This window comes from Flavobacterium algoris (assembly GCF_048158525.1).
Classification (GTDB): domain Bacteria; phylum Bacteroidota; class Bacteroidia; order Flavobacteriales; family Flavobacteriaceae; genus Flavobacterium; species Flavobacterium algoris.
The window spans coordinates 113937-135152 of the sequence record NZ_JBLNKT010000008.1; the positions used below are offsets into that span (position 1 = coordinate 113937).

20 protein-coding genes are annotated in these 21216 nt (G+C 33.0%); 6 read left to right on the forward strand and 14 right to left on the reverse strand.

Annotated elements, in window-relative coordinates:
* Window positions 1-82 precede the first annotated feature (82 nt).
* The 4 genes from gldG to ACM55I_RS06705 all read right to left on the reverse strand — a co-directional run bounded on the left by gldG (window position 83) and on the right by ACM55I_RS06705 (window position 3772).
* A complete protein-coding gene (gldG, locus tag ACM55I_RS06690) occupies window positions 83-1768 on the reverse strand; it encodes a gliding motility-associated ABC transporter substrate-binding protein GldG (protein ID WP_416845976.1) in 1686 nt (561 codons plus the stop codon).
* Window positions 1768-2493 carry a gliding motility-associated ABC transporter permease subunit GldF gene (gldF, locus tag ACM55I_RS06695; RefSeq protein ID WP_416845977.1) on the reverse strand — a complete coding sequence of 242 codons (726 nt, stop codon included), beginning with the start codon at window positions 2491-2493 and terminating at the stop codon, window positions 1768-1770. The genes gldG and gldF overlap by 1 nt, the downstream gene beginning before the upstream one ends.
* 81 nt (window positions 2494-2574) lie before the next feature.
* Window positions 2575-2871, reverse strand: coding sequence for a putative quinol monooxygenase (locus tag ACM55I_RS06700; protein ID WP_121365948.1), 297 nt, complete (start codon window positions 2869-2871; stop codon window positions 2575-2577).
* Window positions 2872-2944: 73 nt separating this feature from the next.
* On the reverse strand, window positions 2945-3772 hold the full coding sequence (locus ACM55I_RS06705; protein WP_416845978.1) for an SAM hydrolase/SAM-dependent halogenase family protein: 828 nt from the start codon (window positions 3770-3772) through the stop codon (window positions 2945-2947).
* Window positions 3773-3953: 181 nt separating this feature from the next.
* Here ACM55I_RS06705 and ACM55I_RS06710 point away from each other — a divergent pair, with 181 nt between their 5' ends.
* Window positions 3954-4904 (forward strand): PhoH family protein, encoded by a 951-nt coding sequence (locus ACM55I_RS06710; RefSeq protein WP_416845979.1) that lies wholly within the window; start codon window positions 3954-3956, stop codon window positions 4902-4904.
* Between the two features lie 39 nt (window positions 4905-4943).
* Here ACM55I_RS06710 and ACM55I_RS06715 read toward each other — a convergent pair whose 3' ends face one another.
* Both ACM55I_RS06715 and hmpA read right to left on the reverse strand, forming a co-directional pair.
* A complete protein-coding gene (locus ACM55I_RS06715) occupies window positions 4944-5363 on the reverse strand; it encodes an Rrf2 family transcriptional regulator (RefSeq protein WP_416845980.1) in 420 nt (139 codons plus the stop codon).
* An 11-nt stretch (window positions 5364-5374) separates the two neighbouring features.
* The gene (gene hmpA, locus ACM55I_RS06720; RefSeq protein WP_416845981.1) at window positions 5375-6577 is read right to left on the reverse strand and encodes an NO-inducible flavohemoprotein; all 1203 of its coding nucleotides are present in this window, start codon (window positions 6575-6577) and stop codon (window positions 5375-5377) included.
* Between the two features lie 195 nt (window positions 6578-6772).
* Between hmpA and ACM55I_RS06725 the strand changes: the two genes are divergently transcribed.
* Both ACM55I_RS06725 and ACM55I_RS06730 read left to right on the forward strand, forming a co-directional pair.
* Window positions 6773-7603: a Cof-type HAD-IIB family hydrolase gene (locus ACM55I_RS06725; protein WP_416845982.1), complete on the forward strand. Its 831-nt coding sequence runs from the start codon at window positions 6773-6775 to the stop codon at window positions 7601-7603.
* A 337-nt stretch (window positions 7604-7940) separates the two neighbouring features.
* A complete protein-coding gene (locus tag ACM55I_RS06730; RefSeq protein WP_416845983.1) occupies window positions 7941-8894 on the forward strand; it encodes a phosphoribosylaminoimidazolesuccinocarboxamide synthase in 954 nt (317 codons plus the stop codon).
* 69 nt (window positions 8895-8963) lie between these two features.
* On the opposite strand, the gene ACM55I_RS06735 is transcribed toward ACM55I_RS06730, so the two are convergent.
* Together ACM55I_RS06735 and ACM55I_RS06740 are read right to left on the reverse strand one after the other, a co-directional pair.
* Window positions 8964-9503 (reverse strand): SRPBCC family protein, encoded by a 540-nt coding sequence (locus tag ACM55I_RS06735; protein ID WP_416845984.1) that lies wholly within the window; start codon window positions 9501-9503, stop codon window positions 8964-8966.
* 24 nt (window positions 9504-9527) lie between these two features.
* Window positions 9528-9989 (reverse strand): DUF1801 domain-containing protein, encoded by a 462-nt coding sequence (locus tag ACM55I_RS06740; protein WP_416845985.1) that lies wholly within the window; start codon window positions 9987-9989, stop codon window positions 9528-9530.
* Between the two features lie 326 nt (window positions 9990-10315).
* Here ACM55I_RS06740 and ACM55I_RS06745 point away from each other — a divergent pair, with 326 nt between their 5' ends.
* Window positions 10316-10720, forward strand: coding sequence for an ankyrin repeat domain-containing protein (locus ACM55I_RS06745; RefSeq protein ID WP_416845986.1), 405 nt, complete (start codon window positions 10316-10318; stop codon window positions 10718-10720).
* Between the two features lie 100 nt (window positions 10721-10820).
* On the opposite strand, the gene ACM55I_RS06750 is transcribed toward ACM55I_RS06745, so the two are convergent.
* The 6 genes from ACM55I_RS06750 to ACM55I_RS06775 form a co-directional block, all read right to left on the reverse strand.
* Window positions 10821-13919 carry an efflux RND transporter permease subunit gene (locus tag ACM55I_RS06750; protein ID WP_416845987.1) on the reverse strand — a complete coding sequence of 1033 codons (3099 nt, stop codon included), beginning with the start codon at window positions 13917-13919 and terminating at the stop codon, window positions 10821-10823.
* A 3-nt stretch (window positions 13920-13922) separates the two neighbouring features.
* Window positions 13923-15008, reverse strand: a complete 1086-nt coding sequence (locus ACM55I_RS06755; RefSeq protein WP_416845988.1) for an efflux RND transporter periplasmic adaptor subunit — start codon at window positions 15006-15008, stop codon at window positions 13923-13925.
* 12 nt (window positions 15009-15020) lie between these two features.
* Window positions 15021-16268, reverse strand: a complete 1248-nt coding sequence (locus ACM55I_RS06760; protein WP_416845989.1) for a TolC family protein — start codon at window positions 16266-16268, stop codon at window positions 15021-15023.
* A gap of 96 nt (window positions 16269-16364) precedes the next feature.
* Entirely contained in the window at window positions 16365-17726 is a 1362-nt protein-coding gene (locus ACM55I_RS06765; RefSeq protein ID WP_416845990.1) for a sensor histidine kinase, read from the reverse strand.
* Entirely contained in the window at window positions 17723-18403 is a 681-nt protein-coding gene (locus ACM55I_RS06770; RefSeq protein ID WP_416845991.1) for a response regulator transcription factor, read from the reverse strand. Before ACM55I_RS06770 ends, ACM55I_RS06765 begins: the two co-directional genes overlap by 4 nt.
* A 76-nt stretch (window positions 18404-18479) precedes the next feature.
* Window positions 18480-19568: a M42 family metallopeptidase gene (locus ACM55I_RS06775; protein WP_416845992.1), complete on the reverse strand. Its 1089-nt coding sequence runs from the start codon at window positions 19566-19568 to the stop codon at window positions 18480-18482.
* A gap of 84 nt (window positions 19569-19652) precedes the next feature.
* Here ACM55I_RS06775 and ACM55I_RS06780 point away from each other — a divergent pair, with 84 nt between their 5' ends.
* Together ACM55I_RS06780 and ACM55I_RS06785 are read left to right on the forward strand one after the other, a co-directional pair.
* Entirely contained in the window at window positions 19653-20327 is a 675-nt protein-coding gene (locus ACM55I_RS06780; RefSeq protein WP_416845993.1) for a DUF4294 domain-containing protein, read from the forward strand.
* Window positions 20328-21026: 699 nt separating this feature from the next.
* A partial coding sequence (locus ACM55I_RS06785) for a hypothetical protein (protein ID WP_416845994.1) occupies window positions 21027-21216 on the forward strand: 190 nt, incomplete at its 3' end.

Consider the following 21216-nt stretch of genomic DNA (forward strand, 5'->3'; position numbering starts at 1 on the left):
CGTATTTCACTATATTCAAAATACGATACATTTTACAAATATATCGTAAACAATTCTAGTTTGGAAACTTTTTTATTAACATCTACTTGCTGTATTTTCTTTTTCGAAGGAAAGTAAATAGAACACCAAAAAGCAACAAAATTAGAATTGGAAGCCCGATAGTTATGAATTGCGTAACGGTATAGTTTTCATAAACTTTTTCTTTATCCAATAATGGCAAATCAAGATCCTTGCTTCGAATGTTAATAAGTCCGTTGTCATCCAGCAGATAATTGACACAATTTATTAAGAAATCTTTGTTGTCATACAAATTTCCAGATCTTTGATCGTAACCTAATTCTACCGGTTGCAAGTTTTTATCCAATTGATTTTTAATTAAATCTCCATCAGAAACCACGATCATTTTATTGTCTTTTCCTTTGATTTCAAAGGTTTTTTGGTCAAAAGGTAAAACTCGATTTTCAAACATCGAATGAAACGAACCTTCCAATAAAACCGAAAGGGGAATATTTCCTTTATTCAGGTAATCAGTAGGCGAAGTTTCTTCGGTAACACTATTTAAATTTATTTCTGTTGGTGTACCTGTTTTTTTCGAATATTGAGAGGACTGTAACAGTATCGTTTTCTTAATTCCGTTTTTCAACGTATCGATAGGATTGGCAAAATCAAATTTAATTCCGCCTAAATTTTTCACAATCGGATGCGTACCGTTTGGATAAACCTGAGGTGCATACTTCCAATTGAATTCCTGAAATTGAGTGGCACTTCCTTGTTCTCCGGTAGCCAGTTTTATGGGACTTCCTCGTTCGTCTTTAATTAAATCGGGGTTGATTCGAATGCCATATTTGAAGAACATATCATTCAAATTCAAATCTCTTGGATACGCCAGCGTTGCTCCGGCTGAGTTGTATAAACTGTCCATTTCAACAGCAACTTGATCTACAAGCCACAATGTTTTACCGCCATTTACAATGTATTGGTCTAAAACTTGTTTCTCCGCATCCGAAAAAGTTTCGGTTGGTTTAGCAATAATTGCCAAGTCGTATTTTTCTAAAGCTTCTAAACTCCCTATTGGATTTTTTGCAACCGAATCTAAAGTAAATGGACCAATATGATAACTTTCTCTTACTTGCATGAGAAACTTAGCCATTAATACATCCTGAAGCTCGCCGTTCCCTTTGATGACAGCGATTGTCTTTTGTTTTTCTTTGGTAATTTTATTCAAGGCATCTGCAATTGAATATTCCAGATGTTGTACGGAACCAATCACTTTTTGGGTAGTCGAAGCACCCATTCTGTTTTTCAACAAAGGAATATTGACTTCTTTATTGTTGTAAACTGCAATCGCCCAAGGAAAAACCATTGCTTGGGATTGTTTTCCTTTGTCGTCAACCGTTATGTTTATTGGAGTCAAGCCTTTGCGATACAACTCTTTTATGTTGTCCATGCTTTCGTCTTTGTTTTCCAATGGATCCACAAATTCGAAAATAATATTTTTGTTGTAGGCTTGAAATTCTTCCAGTAATTGTCTGGTTTCTTGCTGTAATCGCTTGAATTCAGCTGGTAAATCGCCTTGCATGTAGACTTTTATAGACAAAGGATTTTTTACTTGTTTGATAATATTCAATGAAGTAGGGGAAAGGGTATATCTTTTATCTTTGGTTAAGTCAAAACGATGAAAAAACGAACTTCCTAGTATATTTAAAAGTAATAAAACGGCAATAGTAATTGCAACAGATTTTATATTGTTTTTTTTAGCTGTATTCATTACGATTTAAAAGATTTTAGATTATAAACAGTAAACGAAAGAAAAGCGACTGTAATGCTCGCAAAATAGATAATATCTCTAGTGTCAATCACGCCTCGACTCATACTTTTGTAATGATCTTGCATTCCTAAAGCTGAAATAAAGTTTGAAATTGTTGGTGCAACAGTAGCCAAACCTTCAAATCCAAAGTATAAAAAAAAGCATAAAAATACAGCAACAATAAACGCTACAATTTGATTGTCAGAAAGGGTAGATGTAAAGATTCCAATAGAAGTATAGCCCGCAATCAGGAATAATAGCCCAAAATAAGAACCAATCGTGCTTCCCATATCAATATTTCCTTCGGGCATTCCTAAACTGGAAATTACTTTTACATAAATAAAGGTTGGGATAATTGCCATTACAATTAAAAGCAAGGCTCCAAGAAATTTTCCATTTACAATTTGCCAAATACTCAAAGGTTTCGTCAGCAATAATTCTAGTGTTCCTTGTTTTTTTTCATCCGAAAAACTGCGCATCGTTACTGCTGGAATTAAGAAGATTAGAATCCAAGGTGCTAATGTGAAAAACGGAGTCAGATCAGCAAAACCGGTGTTCAAAATATTGTAATCTCCTTCAAAAACCCAAAGGAACAATCCGTTGATAATTAGAAAAATGGCAATAACCAAGTAGCCAATGGGCGAACCAAAAAAGGATTTTATTTCTCGTAATACTATTGATTTCATTTTTTTTGTTTAAGGTTTTAAATGTTTAAAGTTTAAAGTTCCCAATCCAAGAACTTTAAACCTTAAACTTTAAACTATTTTTTATTCTAAACTTACTAATTTATCCACGCTCCAAGCTTCTGGTTTGTCGTTGAATAATTTCTTGGTGAATGTCCAAACATCATAAAAAAGTTCGGAATTTCTATAATTTTCTAAATCGGCTTCGGTTTCCCAATAACTGTACGTAAAGAAAATGCTTTTGTTATTTTTATCCTGATACAGTTCTAAGAAACGATTTCCCGGAGCATTTCGTATTTTATCTTTCATTAACTCGAAGTTTTCTAAAAAAGCAGGAATATGTTCCTCATGAAAACTCAATTTTACTATTCGTACAAACATTTGGGATTTATGATTTTAGTCCCGAAGTTTCGGGAGAGGATTAACGATTTTAGATTTTAAAATGAAACGACCATCAACTGAATATTATATTTATGATATCTCTATAATTCAATCCAAGTAAACTATTCGCAGACCCCACTTTTGAAGGATTACTTCTGAAAATGGCAATTTCGAGAAAACCGGCTTCATTGAAAATGGCTAATTTTTCCCCTTCATAATATTTTATCGGATATTTATCAGAACTCGCAATCGCCGAATAATTTGGCAAAATGGTTTTGATATTTTTGGTTTTCAATACAATCTCATAAGGCCGCCCTTTGGCCACTTCAATGAAATATTTTTTAGTAATATTGGTCACTACATTCCCAAAATGGTCAATATAAATAACATGTCCTTTCAAGGAATTACCATCAACTGCTATTGTAGCCTGTAAATCGGTGACTTGCTTAATGCTGTTTATTTCTTTGCCAATAACGTTCATTAAACCGCCTTTGGCAATGTGGCAGGCTACTTTTACAAAAACATCAAGATCAGTGGCTTCATTATGCAAACGGTCGTGAATATTTATTACCACCATTTTTTGCGGAACAATCTTTTGCGAAAGCATACTCAAAATGCCATTATCGGCAGCAATAAAATAATGATCGTTCCATTGCATGACGATGTGTTGATTCTCTTTATTGGATTCCATATCGACTCCAATGAGGTGAACTGTACCTTTTGGAAAACTCGCATAGGATGCTCCAATAATGTAACTTGCTTCTACAGTGTTGAATGGGTCTATGTCATGCGAAATATCAATAATGGATGCCTCGGAATACTCAGATAAAATCTTCCCTTTCAACGCACCTACAAAGTGGTCTTTCAAGCCGTAATCGGTAGTAAGGGTAATTATTGACATAAATTTGTTTATAACTATTGGTGTTATGTAAACCTAATTTTATTAAATTTGAGAAGTGCAAAGCTAATAATAGTAAACTCAAAAAACGAAAAACAAAAAACAAATTCTATTTAAAAACTAGAAATATACACGACAGCCAATTGATTTATAAAAAATTAATTCTAATTTAAAACTACCTCATTTGAACGAAAGAATAATCGAGCTCATAGACATCGCTCCAAAAGACTTTTGGGGCGCTCAAGACACTCATCTTGAAACAATTAAAAAGTACTACCCAAAATTGAAGATTGTTGCTCGGGGAACAACCTTAAAAGCTTTTGGAGAAAAAGAGGTTTTAGACGAGTTTGAAAAACGATTTCAACGGTTAATGGTGCACTTTTCACGATACAATAATATTGATAACAATGTAATTGAACGTGTTATCCTTGGTGATGGTCAGGAAGAAAGAAAATTCCTAGGACAAGATAAAATATTAGTGCATGGTGTAGGTGGAAAAATCATTAAGGCAATGACTGCCAATCAACAATTGTTGGTGGACACTATGGCAAAAAATGACATGGTTTTTGCCGTCGGACCTGCAGGGACCGGAAAAACCTATACTGGTGTTGCCATGGCCATAAAAGCACTTAAAGATAAAGAAGTCAAACGTATTATTCTTACACGTCCAGCAGTGGAAGCGGGGGAGAATCTGGGTTTTCTACCGGGTGATATGAAGGAAAAACTGGATCCGTACATGCAACCTTTGTACGATGCATTGCGGGATATGTTACCCAATGAAAAACTGGAGGATTATATTTTAAAGGGAATTATCCAGATTGCGCCTTTGGCATTCATGCGTGGAAGGACGTTGGATAATGCTTTTGTAATTTTGGATGAAGCCCAAAATACAACGCATTCCCAAATGAAAATGTTCTTAACCCGTATGGGAAAAAGCGCTAAATTCATGATTACCGGTGACCCGGGTCAAGTCGATTTACCAAGAAGAACCATTTCCGGTCTTAAAGAAGCTTTGTTAGTTTTAAAAGATGTCGATGGAATTGGGATTATTTACCTTGATGACAAAGACATTGTAAGACATCGATTGGTCAAAAAAGTAATTGATGCCTATAAGATGATTGAAAATAATGATTAAAAAAAAAGGCTTTATAAAAAGCCTTTTTTTTGATATGTATTAAAACATAGCACTCCAATTTTTGAATTCGATATCAGAAAGTTTATATTGATTTAAACTTTCAATAAATGCTAGATAAGCGGTATTGAATAATGATTTTAGTTTGCAATGATGTGGTTGAAAGATACAAGGTTTTGAATCACAATTAATGATAGGCGTATCGTCTTGTTCTAATAGATGAATTAAATCTCCTAACAGAATTTCTCTTGCTTTCTCAGAAATTAGTATCCCGCCATTTTTTCCTCTTTTAGTGAGAATTAATTGATTTGCCGATAAAAATTGAACCACTTTTATGAGATGGTTTCGCGAAATTTTAAAAGTATCAGCTAAATCATCCAAAGAACTTTGTGGAGTGTCTTTTTTTTGATTCAAATACATCAGAACGCGCATACTAAAATCGGTAAAGTGATTCAATTTCATATTAAAATGTGCTAATTAAGGCTTAATAACTGAGGGCCAAATTCTTCGTAAAATATATTTTCTCTATTTACGCCAAGTGCAACCAAAGATTCATATTGAACTTTTATAAAAATTGCCGGTCCGCAAATATAATATTTTGCATCTGCAATAAGGATTTCTTCTTTAATTTGATGCAAATCGATTCTTCCTTCGATCGCATTTGTTTCTGATTCGGGTAAAGTTTCATAAAAAACGAAAGAGGTTAACCACTCATTTTCGTTATTTAATTCCTCGATAGTATCTTTAAACGCATGAACATTTTCATTGCGACAACTGTGAATCCAAACCGTTTGATTTTTTTGAAGGGAATTTTTATTGGTTTCTACCATACTCATCATAGGAGTAAGTCCAACACCGCCACTAACCAGTACTAAAGGATTTGTTGCTTCTGGATCAGCAAAAAACACACCAGCTGGTGCACTAACTTCAATTGTATTACCTTCCTTTTTGTTATGCAATGCATTGGAAACAATACCATCAGGAGTTGTATTTTGACTGATTTCTTTTTTTACCGAAATTCGGTAATAGTGATTATTAGAATGAGAAGACAGACTATATTGTCTAGGCTGTTTATGACCTAATTCCGGAATAAAGGTACTCACTGATATGTATTGACCTGGATAGAAATCGGCAATTTCTTTGTTATCTTCCGGTTTAAGGTAAAATGAATTGATTTCGTCGCTTTCTTTTACAATTTTGGAGATTATAAAGGTTCTCCAACCTTTCCAGCCTCCTTTTTTATTGTTTGTTTTTTGATACATTTCAGCTTCAATTCCAATCATTATTTGTGCTAATTCATTGTAGGCGCAGGTCCAGGCATCAATTAATTCAGTAGTTGCTAAATCTCCCAATACTTCTTTTATCGATCCGATTAAATGATTTCCAACGATATCATATTGCTCTGGTTGAATATTTAAGCTTACATGCTTATTTCCAATTAATTTCAATGTGTTGATTAAAAAAGCAGGATTTTCTATGTTTTCAGCATAAGCAAGAACAGCTCCACTTAAAGCGTTTTGCTGTTTTCCACTAGCTTGATTTGCCATATTAAAAATGTTTTTCAGCTCGGGATTGTTTGATAGCATTCTTTGGTAAAAATATGTTATCAAATCATTTCCATTTGTTCTCAAAATTGGCAGAGTGGCTTTTATTAACTCTTTTTGATTTGCATTCATGATTTTATTCAATTTAAATTTTTACAAATATAGCAATCATTTTTTATTTGTTATATTTAAAATACAACAAATATTTTGAATATATTTTTAAAATCTCTTTAGGAAAGATTAACCTAAACTTGTTATAATTTTTTGCTTATCTCTTTAAAATTCAATAAATTTGAATTTATTAAAAATGACAGTGAAAAACGAAAGATGACACAAGAAAAAATAAAAGTCGTAATCAGCGATTTAGACGGAACGCTACTCAATTCAGACCACAAAATACCCCAATATACCAAAACTGTTTTTCAAGAACTCCACAATCAAAATTATTTAATCATTGTAGCTACAGGTCGCCATCACTTAGACGCGATGCCTATTGTGGAAGGTTTAGAAATTCCTCTTTATTTGGTTACTTCTAATGGAGCAAGGATTCATTCTCCTACAAAAGAGCTCCTTTTCTCGGTTAATATGGAAAGTGAGGCCGTAAAATCAGTGTTATCTTTAGATATTGATCCTGAGATTACAACCGTTTTGTTTAGAGAAAATGTTTGGCAAACCAACAAACACAATGAAAAACTAAATAGTTTTCAAACGGAATTAAATTATCATCCCGAATTGGTAGATTTTAGTACAGTTGAAGATTTAAGCGCTATAAAAGTATTTTTTACTCATGAGAAGCATTCCAAATTATTGGAACTGAGAGACCAAATCTTAGAAAATCATTCCTCGCTTTTTAGTCATGCTTTTAGTCTTCCGCTTTGTTTGGAATTTATGGATAAATCAGTAGATAAAAGTGTTGCGATTGCAAAAATTTTAGAAAAAGAAAATTTGTTCTTTCATGAAGCAATTGCTTTTGGAGATGGATTTAATGATGAAAATATGCTTAAATCAACTGGTAAAGGACTAATCATGGGAAATGCTCCTGAGAGTTTGAAAGATAAACTATCACATTTAGAAGTGATTTCAACTAATGATAATGAAGGAGTTGCTAAATACCTGTCCAAAGAATTATTAAAAAAACATACTTTAGCAGTAGAGTAGAAGTCATGTGCAAGTGTTTTAATAATACGGCAATAGTCAATTCTAATTATTTAAAAATAAAATTTTCAATTTAGAATCTGCCGAATCTGCCGAATCTGCTAAATCTGCGTGAAAAAAGAGGCATGCAGATTTAGCAGATTTTGTAAAATTTGAATAATTGAATTGCTGTTTTTTTTTAAAACGAATACCTGACATACTAGATTTTTTTTTGGAATGATTTCAGAATTTTTTGATACAGTATTTATTTATGGTTGTATGATGAATGATTCTTTGCTTTTCTTTCCAAAATAATCATAAATTTGCAGCTAAATAAAAAAACAACACAATACTAATAATAATGAGCAACACCATAACAACTACTAATTTTAATTTTCCAAACCAGAAATCTGTTTACAGAGGTAAAGTAAGAGAAGTTTACAATATAAATGATGATCTTTTAGTAATGGTTGCCACGGATAGGCTTTCGGCTTTTGATGTAGTTTTACCAAAAGGAATTCCGTATAAAGGTCAAATCCTAAATCAAATTGCTACTAAATTCATGGAATTGACCCAAGATATTGTACCAAATTGGTTAATCGCAACTCCAGACCCCAATGTTGCTGTTGGTCATTTATGTGATCCTTTCAAAGTTGAAATGGTAATTCGTGGTTATGTTTCCGGTCATGCTACGCGTGAATATGCTCTTGGCAAAAGAGAAATTTGTGGTGTTAAAATGGCAGAAGGTTTAAAAGAAAACGATAAGTTTCCAGAACCAATTATAACGCCAACTACCAAAGCAGATAATGGAGAACACGATGCTGATATTTCAAGAGCCGATATTCTTTCTAAAGGAATCGTTTCTGAAGAGGATTATTTGGTTTTAGAAAAATATACCAGAGCATTATTTCAAAGAGGAACTGAAATTGCTGCCAGTCGCGGATTGATTTTGGTTGATACTAAATATGAATTTGGGAAAACCAAAGAAGGAGTAATTGTTTTGATCGATGAAATTCACACACCGGATTCGTCTCGCTATTTTTATGCTGAAGGATATCAGGAAAGACAAGACAAGGACGAAGAACAAAAACAATTATCGAAAGAATTTGTACGTCGTTGGTTAATTGAAAATGGTTTTCAAGGACTGGAAGGACAGCAAATTCCTGAGATGACCGATGAATATATTGAAACGGTCTCTGAAAGATATATCGAATTATATGAAAATATTTTAGGGGAAAAATTCGTAAAGGCTGACATTTCAAATATTGATGAAAGAATCGAGAAAAATGTTTTGGCTTATTTAGCGAATAAATAATAGTCTTTTACAAAAATAGAAAACCGTAATTCTGAATTAGAATTGCGGTTTTTTTTATTAAAAATTGCCTTATTTTTCAAGAACTACTTTTAGATTATTCAATCCATCTTGTAAATCTTTTCCAAGCATTTTTTCCATGTTCATTATGGGCAACATTAAATTCATGGGATACGGCATTTTTCCATTAAAACCCCATTTCACTTTAGTTTGACTTGGTGAGATGGCTTCCGTTATCAGGTAAGCATTATCAGTTGATTCGAATGGAACTTTAAAACGTATTTCAAAATCGATTCGTTCTCCTTCGATTATTTTTTTAATTTCCTGTTCCCCAACACCTACATTTTTATCCTGGCTATTCCATGAATATACAAATCCTATCGTGCCGTCAGTTCCTGAAAATGATTTAATCATTTTTGGATCTTTTCTATTCCAAACGCTAAAATTATCCTGATTTTTAACATATTTAATATAATTAAAAACACTGTCTTTGGGTTGGTTAATCGTTATTTCCCGTTCTACAGCATAGTTTTTTGGAAGGAATAAAGCAACAATCAATGCCAGAGCAATAATTGCTAATAAGGCTAAAACAATTTTTTTGATAATGTTCATAGTTTTAAAAATTAAGGTTAGTAATTATTTTGATTTTTTAATTTGTGACTCGTAACATTTAATCCAGTCAGCAACAGACATTTTTTTGATTAGTTCTGAAATTAAAGCAAAAGGGATTTGATCCAATTTTTTAAATCGGATGCAACTTTTTCCCATATCGAGTTTTTGATTGCTGTATTTGGGATATTCGGAGATAAACCATTGCAATAATTCGGGATTTGCATAAATTCCCATGTGGTATAGGGCAATAAAATTCTTCTGGCAGGCAATGTTTACAAAAGGTAGCGGTAGTTTCGAATCACAATGATATCCATTTGGATAAATAAAATGTGGTACACTAAAACCAATTGTTCCATAAGACATTTGTTCAACAAATCCCTTTGGAATATTATTCACAATAGTTTCTCGAAGTTTGAGAAATGCTTGTTTTCTTTCCTCAGGAATTTCTTTTAAATAATCCTTAATATTTATTGCTTTTGATTGCATCTGAAGAATAGTTTAAGTAAAAATACTAAAAAAGTATACTAATAATTTGAATTGTATCTTTTTGTTAAAGTATTAAAGGGATTATTTTATTAATTATTAAATTTACGGGATTTTTTTTAAAAGTAAATTAAGGTATGTTCATATTGTCAATTATTTGTTTATGAATTAGTTATGATTTAAATTAAATTTCATAAAAGTTAATTTTTTGTTAAAATCAAGTACCTTGTAAAACAAGATACCTTTCTTTAGATGTATATTTGCATAGAACATTAGTTCAAAATTTAAATCATCAAATCATCAATCAATTAACAAAAAAATCAATCATCATGAAAAAATTAATCGTTTACCTAGGAATTGCTTTAGTAACATTCTCCACAGTTTCTCATGCGTCAAATCACAATTATGTTGCTCAAAAAGAAATCAATCATTCTATTTATGAAGGTGCAACTCCTTTGTGTGTCGTAATCTATAAAGGAGAAATAGATTTGGTAAAAAAATTAATCGCTTACGGTATTGATGTAAACGAAAAATCAAATGGATTAACTCCATTAATGGTCGCTGCAAGGTATAATAAAGTTGAAATCATCAAATTATTATTAGCCAATGGAGCACATCTAAAAGAAAAAAATGAGATTGGTGTCAACGCATTAAAGTATGCCGAAATATCTAATGCAAAAGAAGCAGTTGTATATTTAAAACGATCCGAATCAAAACCTGTTGCTAGTCTTTAGCCTGTATTTAGAATTTAAAAAGAAAGCATCATTGTGATCCACAATGATGCTTTTTTCTAACTATTAAATTAATAACCCAAATTATTTCTCTTAAATAACGCTATTCAATTGGAGCATGTTTTTTTCGGTTGAAGATCCAGAACAGAATTGGGAAAACCAATAAGGTCAAGATTGTTGCCGTTACTAAACCTCCGATAATCACAATCGCCAATGGTTTTTGAGATTCAGAACCAATTCCGGTTGAAATTGCAGCGGGCATTAAACCTATCGATGCCATCAGCGCTGTCATTACAACTGCTCTCGTTCTGGCTTTTACTCCCATGAAAATAGATTCTTCGAGAGAGAATTTTGCCTTCAGATTATGATGGAATTCGGATATCAGAATTACTCCATTTTGTATACAAATTCCGAGTAAGGCAATAAAACCAACTCCTGCAGAGATTCCAAAATTCATCCCCGTAAGATGCAAAGCGATAATTCCCCCAATAATAGCAAACGGAACATTAGTTAAAACTAATAACGAATCTTTAAAATTTCCAAACAAAATAAACAACAAGACGAATATACCAATCAAACTGATTGGCACAACCTGAGCCAAACGCGCACTCGCACGAACCTGATTTTCAAATTCTCCTGTCCAGCCTGTTGTATACCCCGCCGGCATTTTTACTTCTGATACTTTTGACTGCGCTTCAGCAATTGTACTTCCTAAATCGCGATCCCGAACAGAGAATTTTACTCCAATAAAACGTTTTGTATTGTCTCTGTAAATAAAAGCCGGACCCGTTACGGTTTTAATATCGCAGATTTCTTTTAGAGGAATTTTTGCACCGCTTATTGTTGGCACTTTAAGTTCAGCCAAATCTTTTTCATCTTTACGGTATTCTTTTGAAAAACGTACACGAACATCAAATTTCTTTTCATCTTCGTATTTTTCAGTAGCCGTTTTTCCTCCAAAGGCCAATTCTAAAACGGCCTGAGCATCACTCAAAGTTACTCCGTAGGCGGCCATTTTTTCTCTATCCAAAATCACACTAATCTCTGGCTGACCAACATTTCTAAGAATTCCAACATCTTTGATTCCTGGAATATTTTTTATTTTTGCCAAAACTTCATTTGATAATTCATCTAATTTATTAAGATCATCACCATAAATTTTCACTGCATTTGAAGCTTTAAAACCAGCAACAGATTCGGCTACGTTATCAATTACCGGTTGCGAATAATTATAGGTAATTCCTTGATGCACTTTTAATTTGCCATCCATTTCGTTGATTAAATCATCCATGGAAATTTTTCGTTTCCATTCTGATTTTGGTCTTAAATCTACTTGAAGCTGAATAAAACCAAAACCATTTGGGTCTGTTCCGTCGTTGCTTCGGCCTGTCTGCGAAAGCACATTTTTTACTTCCGGGAAACTTTCCAGATCTTTTCTGATCATTGCAGCGGTTTTTACACTTTCCGGAAGGGACGTACTCATTGGCAATTCGGCAGTAACCCATAAAGCACCTTCATTTAATTGAGGTAAAAATTCGGTTCCCAAAAATGAAGCTGAAAAAAATGTGGCTACAATTATAGTTAATGAAACAATTAGTGTTTTTACTTTATGTTTAAATGTCCAGGCAAAACCTTTGCTCACATTGCGATCCCAGAAGTTTACAAACGGATTGTTTTTTTCTTTTACATTTTTATTTAAAAGAAGATGCGACAAAACTGGAACTAAGGTTAAAGTAAAAAGAAGCGCTCCCATCAAGGCAAAACCAAGAGTAAATGCCAAAGGCGAAAACATTTTTCCTTCTACTTTTTGGAAAGAAAATATGGGTAATAAAGCTGTGATAATGATTAATTTTGAAAAGAAAATGGCTTTACCCATTTCAGTTCCTGTCTTTTTAATCAAACTTCCTTTGGCAATTTTATTGTAAGCGGTCATTCCTAATTGATGTGCTCGATGATCTAAAACCACAAACAATCCCTCGACCATCACCACTGCACCATCAATAATAATCCCAAAATCGACCGCACCCAAACTGAGTAAATTGGCGCTCATTCCCATTAATTTGAGACATAAAAAAGCAAATAATAAGGAAAGCGGAATCACAATAGAAACCGTAAAAGTGGTTCTCCAATCGGCCATAAAAAGGAAAACGACAACGGTCACCAGAATAATTCCTTCTAATAAATTGTGCATTACGGTTTCGGTCGTGAAATTCATCAAATTATCACGATCGTAAAAAGTTTCAATTTTAATGTCTTTTGGAAGCACATTTTCATTTAAATCTTTTATTTTGTCTTTGATTAAAGCCAATGTTTCCTGAGCATTTTCGCCTTTTCGCATTACCACAATTCCTTCAACAGCATCATCATTTTTGCCAATTCCGGTTTGCCCGACTCTTGGCATGGCACTTTCATAAACCGAAGCTACATTTTTAACCAAAATCGGATTTCCATGCGCATCATCAACAATAATATTTTCGATATCCGGAATAGATTTCAAAAGTCCGACACCGCGAACCACAAATGCTTGTCCATTTTTTTCAATAATATCTCCACCAACATTTAAATTTCCTGCATTTACAGCATTATAAACCTGTAAAGGTGTAATGTTGTATTTGGCTAATTTTATAGGATCAACTCCAACTTCATACGTTTTAGTCTGACCACCAAAAACATTTAAGTCGGCAACACCAGGAACGGCGCGCAATTGTTTGTCAATCACCCAATTTTGATACGTTAACAATTCACGGCTGTCTCTACTGTCACTTTTTACAATGTATCTGAATATTTCTCCTGTTGGCCCGTAAGGAGGCTGTACATCCGGTTCGACATTATCAGGAAGAGAAACGTTTTTCAGTAAATTATTTACTTGAAAACGTGCAAAAGTATCATCAACACCATCATCAAAAATGATTTTGATTACAGATAATCCAAACATGGTAATACTGCGAACGCTGGTCTTTTTTTGTACCGAGTTCATGGAGATTTCAATAGGCGAGGTAACAAAACGTTCTACTTCCTCGGCACTTTTACCATTCCATTGTGTAATGATAATAATCTGTGTATTGGTTACATCCGGAAAAGCGTCAATTGGCATATTTTTGAAAGAAATAAATCCTGCAACCGCCAATATTCCTACCCAAAAAAAGGTAAATGCTTTATTCTTAAGCGAAAAAGCAATAATGTTTCTTATGAATTTGTTCATGTCTTACTCGTTTAAAGCGCGGTAAATAAATAACTGATTGTTGGTAATGACTTTCTCGTTTTCTTTTAAACCACTAGAGATGTATGTTTTATCTCCAACTGCTCTGTAAATTTCAACTTGTCTGGTTTCGATGTTATGACGGTCTTTAAAAACCATCACGAAGTTTTTACTTTTATCAAAAACAATAGCGTCACTCGGAATCGCAATCATTGTTTTAGCATCGTTAAAAGATAATTTGATGCTGGCGTTCATATCTGGTTTTAATAAGAAACCGGGATTTTGCAGTTTAATTCTTGCCTGCATTGCTTTAGTTTCCGGATCAATTACGTTGAAGATTTTATCTACTTTTCCCTTAAAAACTTTATCAGGATAACTTAAAGTGGTTACATCAGCATCGATTCCTAATTTTACTTTATTGATATCCATTTCGTTAATGTTGGCCATTGCCCAAACTTCGCTAATTTCAGCAATGTCAAAAATGTTTTCAGAACGATCAGAACGTAAAAGCATATCCTGATTGATACTTTTTTGAATGATAAATCCACTAATTGGAGCCGTTACTTCATAAATAGAACCCGCTTTTATATTGTAAATTTTATACGTTTCCTGAACTTTACTTAATTGCGATTGTGCTTTGTTTACTCCTGATTTTGCTTGAAGAACATCACTTTCTGAGTTTAATTTTCCGTCAAATAATTCCTGAGCTACTTTTAAACTATTTTTTGCCACCAATAAATCATTTTTTGCATCAATAGATTGTTTTTCAATATCAGCGATATCTGTACTTTTTATCGTCGCCAGAACTTGCCCTTTTTTAACATAATCTCCAAGTTCTACATTTAACTTCACTACATTGCCGCCAACGAGCGGGTAAACATCAATCATTTTATTGTTGTCGGCCATTATTTTTCCATAAAAATTCAATTCATTTTTTACCGGCTGGGTTTGCGCTTTAGCTGTCGTGGTAGTTTTTAGCATAGAATCACTCAATGCAAAAGAAGTATTTGTATCTGGATTTTTAACTTCCTTTTTGCAGCTTGTAAGTGATAGACTTACGATTGCAGCTGCTATGATTAGCTTATGTTTCATTTTTATTTAGTTTTAAAATAAGTCTTTATTGATGGTACTATTGAATTCTTCGCCTGAAAGCACTACTTTTTTCTTTAATTCATTAACCTGAATTGTAGCCTGATTGTAGCTTTCCATAAAATCAGTAAATTCTAATAAGCTGATATTTCGTTTTTTAAAATTGGTTAATATCCCGTTGTAAACGGTTTCAAAATCAGCATTAACTATAGGTTTTATAACCGAATAATTTTTACGCGATTCGTCCCATTTTGTCCAGGCTGAAGTAATTTCGGTCTGCAATTGAAGGTCGAAATTTTGCTTTTTCACTTTTGATTGGTCTAAAATAGTTTGAGCGTATTTAATATTTCCTTTATTTTTGTTCCAAAGCGGTAACGGAATTCCAAGTGTCAAATTCGCTTCCTTATTAAAAGCACCGCTTCGTTGATCGTAAGTTGCGCCAACTGTAATATCAGGTACAGAAAGTGATTTTTGCAATTTTACATTTAATGAATTGGCATCAATTTCTTTTTGTTTGGACAAATAATCCGGACGATTGGTTATAGCATCGCTTTCTAAAGATTTTAAATCGAAAGCAATTGTTTTTAGGTATTTGTTAAACTCTACATCAGAAACATTCGGAATCACGGTTTCAGTTTCGTTCAATAACAATTTTAAGTTGGCTTGTTCTTCAATATTATCATTCACCACTTCCATACGTTCATTTTTGAAATTGAGATACAAGGATTGTAAACGAACAACATCTCTTAAAGGAATATTTCCTTTTTGTTCCTGAACGGAGTAGGAATTGATTAAATCTTCAATATGTGTCAGTTGTTTATCAGTAGTTTCAAGACTTTTTATGTTGTAGTAAACGGTGTAGAAACTTTTTCGCAATTGCAGTTTTAATATCCTTAATAAATCATTAAATTGAAGTTCTGCCAATTGTTCGTTGGTTTGTGCCAATTTTACTTCGTTGCTTTTCTTGCCTCCCAAGTAAATTAACTGTTCAATTCCAAATGCTTTCTGACCTTCTTTACCAATATCAAAATAGCGATTTCCATCAGGATTATAAGCATTTAATGCTGCAGTAAGCGTAGGATTATCCCAAATACGGGCTTGTATCGTCAGTGCTTTGGAAGCATCAATATTGTATTGAGAAGCCAGCAAGAAAAGATTCTTTTTTAGAAACTGACTTTCGCAGTCTTCTAATGTGACTGTTTTTTGAGCCACAACTACCTGATTAAGGCTAACCAGAAATAGTAATGCAAATAATTTTTTCATTGTATCCTTTTATTTGATACAAAGATGCTATCACAAGGCTTTAAGACGCCTTAAGAACGAACTTAAAAAGACCTTAAAAAAAGTAAGAAGTTGTTATTAACGAAAAATAAGTTGAAATAAATTAATGTTTTCCACTGGAACACTATAACTAATTTGTGCTGTATGAAGTGTTAAAATCCGATTTACGATTCTTAATCCAAGCCCAAAACCAGAAGCTCCTTTTGAGTTTTCTCCACGCATAAAAGGTTGAAAAAGATTTTTTTGTTCGTTTTCGCTCAATGTTTTTCCGGTATTTGAAATCGAAATTATAAGATGATTGTGTTCAGTGGTGCTGATTTTCACTTTAGCTTGTTTGTCATCAGAATAAACACAGGCATTTTTTAAGACGTTGCTCAGCGCAATTTCTAATAAGTTTTTATTTCCCTTAATTTCTAAAGCCGTATCTAAATCGTCATTTTGTTCCATTTCGAATAAAATGACAAAATCAGGAAAACTCTTGTTTAGATTTTCAATAGCCGAAAATAAAATTTCATCCATTCGATGTACTTCATGGTGTTCCTGATTCTTGTAGTCAATTTTCGAAAGAATCAATAAAGAATTAATTAATTCGGTTAATTGATTGACATCAGACAAAATGTTTTTCAAAAATATTTTGTCTTTAACGGAAGTTGCCGGATCTGCAATTGTATTTTCAATTTGCGAAGTAATTCGTGATAGGGGAGTTCGCAGTTCGTGAGAGGCGTGGGCGGTAAATTCTTTTTGTTTTTGATACGAAACTTCAATTCGATCCATCATGAAATTGAATTCATTAGCAATCAAATCAATTTCATTTTTGTTGCTTTTAGAAGCGATACGAGTGTCTAGATTATTCTCGTTGATATTTTTTATTTTTTGATGAAAAGCACTCAACGGATTCATTGCTTTTTTTACCATAAGAGAGGTCAGAACCCAGCAGATACAAGTAAAAAATAGATAAGATATAACAAGTGTATATCTTAAGAAAAGCAATTTTCGCTTGCCATAACCATCAGTAGCAGAAATTAAGGCGTAAAAATCTTTGTCGTTAGTGTCATAAAAAATGCCGTAAACTTCATAATTGCCTTGTTGTTTAAAAAAGGTTTTATGTTTTTTAAGGTATTTTAAATCGTCAATCGACCAATTGATTTTGGCGTCATCAATACTGCTGTAAATCAATTTATAATTAGAATCGAAGACTAAAGTCTTTTCATCATACAATTTATTAATGGAGTTTTGATCGATCATTTTCAAAAGCTGATCGTCAACTTCTTTCACATTTACTAGAAGTTTAATGTTCGAAAGCGCTTTAATCTCCAATCGATCGCGGAATTCTTCTTTTCTAAAATTAGAATACAAAACAAATATCAATGTAGAAGCCAACCCAAAAAGGATTGTAAAAAGCAAACTTACTAAAAGTGATATTCGGTTTTTTAATGTCATTCCTGATCGCTTAAATAATATCCGTAACCAATTTTGGTCCGAATCAGTTTTGTTTCGTGGTCTTTATCGATTTTCTTTCTTAAAAAATTAATATAAACTTCAATAGTATTTTGATTGGTCTCGATGTGATAATCCCAAAGCTTTTCAGCAATGAATTGTTTTGAAAGCACATTTCCGTTGGCATTGGCCAATGTAAATAACAGTTTAAACTCTTTTGGAGTTAATTTGATTTCTATATCTGCCCGAAAAACTTTCATTTCAGTTTCAAAAATTTCTAAATCCTGAATGATAATTTTTTCTTTTGCCTGTTGTGGCGTTTCTTTTCTGCGTAAAAGCGAATGTACTCTAGCAAATAATTCATCAAAATGAAAGGGTTTTACCAAGTAATCGTCAGCACCATTTTCGAATGAAGTTAGCTTGTCTTCAATTTCGCTAAATGCGGTCAACATTATTATTGGCGTCTTTTTATCTAATTCTCGAATGGCTTTACAAACTTCGATTCCGTTTTTGCCAGGAACGTTAATATCGAGTATGATTAAATCATAATCATTGGATTTGTATTTTTTTAGCAGTAGCAAACCATCATAATAAGGAGTACATTGAAAAGATTTGGAAGTGAAAAAAGTTACCATTTCTTTCGATAAAGTAAAATCGTCTTCGAGTATTAGAATTTTCATGGAGTTGTTTATTTGTTAATTCGGTTATTCGCTTAAATCGGTTAAAGGAATAACCAAATTAACGTTTAAACAGTTTTTATTTAAAATAAGAAAAGGTTTCTTCGTTTTCTATCTTCAACAAGGTTTCATATATCAATTTAATCACGTTTTCAACATCATCACGATGAACCATTTCAACGGTTGTATGCATGTAACGCAAAGGCAATGATATCAATGCTGAGGCAACACCACCATTACTGTAAGCAAAAGCATCAGTATCAGTTCCAGTGACGCGAGAAGAAGCCAATCGTTGGAATGGAATTTCTTTCGCCATAGCAGTTTCCAAAATCAATTCTCTCAAATTATTCTGAACAGCAGGAGCGTAAGTTACTACAGGTCCTTTACCTATTTTAGTATCTCCTTCAATTTTCTTTTCGATCATTGGAGTAGTGGAGTCGTGGCAAACATCAGTAACAATAGCTACATTAGGTTTGATAGTTTTAGTAATCATTTCGGCACCGCGAAGACCTACTTCTTCCTGAACAGAATTAGTGATGTACAATCCAAAAGGAAGTTTTATTTTGTTTTCGTGTAGCAAACGAGCCACTTCGGCAATCATAAAACCACCCATACGGTTGTCAATAGCGCGACAAACAAATTTGTTTTCGTTCAAAATCATGAATTCATCCGGATAGGTTATTACACAACCTACATGAACGCCCATTTTATCAACTTGATCTTTAGTTTCGCAACCAATATCAATAAATAGATTATCAACTTTAGCGACTTCTTCTTTTCCTCTATTACGAGTATGAATTGCTGGCCAGCCAAAAACACCTTTTACAATTCCATTTTTAGTATGAATGTTGACACGTTTTGAAGGTGCAATTTGGTGATCAGAACCACCATTTCTAATTACATAGATTAGTCCATCATCAGTAATGTAATTTACATACCAAGAAATTTCGTCAGCATGTCCCTCGATTACTACCTTATATGGAGCGTCTGGATTTATAATCCCTACAGCAGTACCGTACGTATCCGTTATAAAAGTATCAACATAAGGTTTCAAATAATCCATCCATAATTTCTGTCCATTACTTTCATAACCTGTAGGTGACGCATTATTAAGGTAGTTTTCTAAAAATTCAAGCGATGACTTATTCAATATTGATTTAGTACTCATAAAATTATTTTTTTGCTAAATTATAAATTTGGCATCACAGTTGTATATATAATGTATAATTTTGGCAATTAAATTTTTCAACTAATGAAGATCGTTACGCTTTTCTTATTTTTTCTTTTTGCAACTATATCTGTTAATGCTCAAGTAACTCCAAAGGATACCACCAAGAAGGGTTATGTATTGATGGAGAATGATTCTATACTTAATGACACCATACAATTACCGGAAATAGTCATTCATAAAGAAAAACTCGACCCTGAAGCAAAAAAGCAATTTTTAATTCTTCAAAACCGTGTATACAAGACTTATCCGTATGCAAAACTAGCAGCCGAAAGATTGACAGTACTAAATAGAGGTATGGCTAATCTTAAAACAGGTAGAGAGAAAAAAAAATACTTTAAGATTGTCGAAGATTACCTTAGTAATGAATTTGAAACAAAGCTTAAAAAGTTATCCCGCAAACAAGGCCAAATCCTGGTGAAGTTAATTCATCGCCAAACAGGAACTACAACTTATGAGTTAATTAAAGATCTCAAAAGTGGTTGGAAAGCATTTTGGTCAAATACAGCGGCAAGTATGTTCGATATTAACTTAAAAACAAAATATGCTCCTTATGATAATAATGAGGATTTTTTAATAGAAACAATATTAGTTCGAGCTTTTGAATCTGGAAGATTACAAAATCAGAATCCGGCAAATCCAGTTGATTATGATAATCTCACCACCTCTTGGGAATCCAAAGCAGAAAAATTGAAATAATAATATCATTTGGGCGTTGCTCATTATGAAAAAAGAGGTAATTATCTTAATGTGTAGTTGCCTCTTTTTTCATAATGTGTCGGGCTATCCTCTGCAAGTCCTCTAAAAAATTCCATTTCATTTCATTTTTCTGCGGGCTTTTCGCTAGTATCCCTAACGGCGGGTACTGATTGCATCGAGTTTGTTATTTCGCCGAAGTAGAAATCTCCATCATTAATATTAATATTGTGTGCTTATATATAGGAGTGCAGCTTTCACAGCGTACGTAGTATTTATTATCTATTTATAATGATTGTGACTAATTCTAACCAGAAAGTCACTGATCCTATCCATTTCGTCACCCTCTCGTTCGGAGAGGGCCTTGGCGAGGAAAATAGTTTTGTTTCAATATTCATGTTTCCAGCGATTTAAAGAATAAGTTAAGAAAACATCAAAAAAAAGGTTTAAAAAAGCTTGTAAAAGCGAATAAATGGGCTACTTTTGCACCCGCAATGGCGCAGAAGTTCTTTAACAAACTGGCAAGTAGTACGAATTAAACAAGAAAATTTATTTTCAAAAAAAGATTCGATAAAGCTTGTGAGATTAGAAAACGGATGTTACATTTGCACCCCGCAAAACGCGCAAAGTTCCTTGATAGACTGATAAGAAAAAGAGAAGAAACTGGAGATAAAAATTTCCAAAAAAAACTTCAAAAATTTCTTGCCAGTTAAGAAAAGAAGTTGCACTTTTGCACCCGCTTTGAGAAACACTTTAACGAGTGTTGACGAAACGAAAAAACAAGCAGAACACGTTCCTAGACATATTGAATTGACAGCCGTTTTGAAAGAGATTTCAAGACAAAAGAATAAGAGTAATAGAATCGAGAGATTTGAAAAAACCACTAGAATTT

Coding starts and splice junctions, on each gene's coding strand:
- ACM55I_RS06745 (WP_416845986.1), top strand. CDS start 10,316: ATGAAAAAATTAATCGTTTACCTAGGAATTGCTTTAGTAACATTCTCC.
- gldG (WP_416845976.1), bottom strand. CDS start 1,768: ATGAATACAGCTAAAAAAAACAATATAAAATCTGTTGCAATTACTATT.
- ACM55I_RS06735 (WP_416845984.1), bottom strand. CDS start 9,503: ATGAACATTATCAAAAAAATTGTTTTAGCCTTATTAGCAATTATTGCT.
- ACM55I_RS06765 (WP_416845990.1), bottom strand. CDS start 17,726: ATGACATTAAAAAACCGAATATCACTTTTAGTAAGTTTGCTTTTTACA.
- ACM55I_RS06715 (WP_416845980.1), bottom strand. CDS start 5,363: ATGAAATTGAATCACTTTACCGATTTTAGTATGCGCGTTCTGATGTAT.
- ACM55I_RS06740 (WP_416845985.1), bottom strand. CDS start 9,989: ATGCAATCAAAAGCAATAAATATTAAGGATTATTTAAAAGAAATTCCT.
- ACM55I_RS06750 (WP_416845987.1), bottom strand. CDS start 13,919: ATGAACAAATTCATAAGAAACATTATTGCTTTTTCGCTTAAGAATAAA.
- ACM55I_RS06730 (WP_416845983.1), top strand. CDS start 7,941: ATGAGCAACACCATAACAACTACTAATTTTAATTTTCCAAACCAGAAA.
- ACM55I_RS06725 (WP_416845982.1), top strand. CDS start 6,773: ATGACACAAGAAAAAATAAAAGTCGTAATCAGCGATTTAGACGGAACG.
- ACM55I_RS06700 (WP_121365948.1), bottom strand. CDS start 2,871: ATGTTTGTACGAATAGTAAAATTGAGTTTTCATGAGGAACATATTCCT.
- ACM55I_RS06775 (WP_416845992.1), bottom strand. CDS start 19,568: ATGAGTACTAAATCAATATTGAATAAGTCATCGCTTGAATTTTTAGAA.
- gldF (WP_416845977.1), bottom strand. CDS start 2,493: ATGAAATCAATAGTATTACGAGAAATAAAATCCTTTTTTGGTTCGCCC.
- ACM55I_RS06770 (WP_416845991.1), bottom strand. CDS start 18,403: ATGAAAATTCTAATACTCGAAGACGATTTTACTTTATCGAAAGAAATG.
- ACM55I_RS06755 (WP_416845988.1), bottom strand. CDS start 15,008: ATGAAACATAAGCTAATCATAGCAGCTGCAATCGTAAGTCTATCACTT.
- ACM55I_RS06760 (WP_416845989.1), bottom strand. CDS start 16,268: ATGAAAAAATTATTTGCATTACTATTTCTGGTTAGCCTTAATCAGGTA.
- ACM55I_RS06705 (WP_416845978.1), bottom strand. CDS start 3,772: ATGTCAATAATTACCCTTACTACCGATTACGGCTTGAAAGACCACTTT.
- ACM55I_RS06780 (WP_416845993.1), top strand. CDS start 19,653: ATGAAGATCGTTACGCTTTTCTTATTTTTTCTTTTTGCAACTATATCT.
- hmpA (WP_416845981.1), bottom strand. CDS start 6,577: ATGAATGCAAATCAAAAAGAGTTAATAAAAGCCACTCTGCCAATTTTG.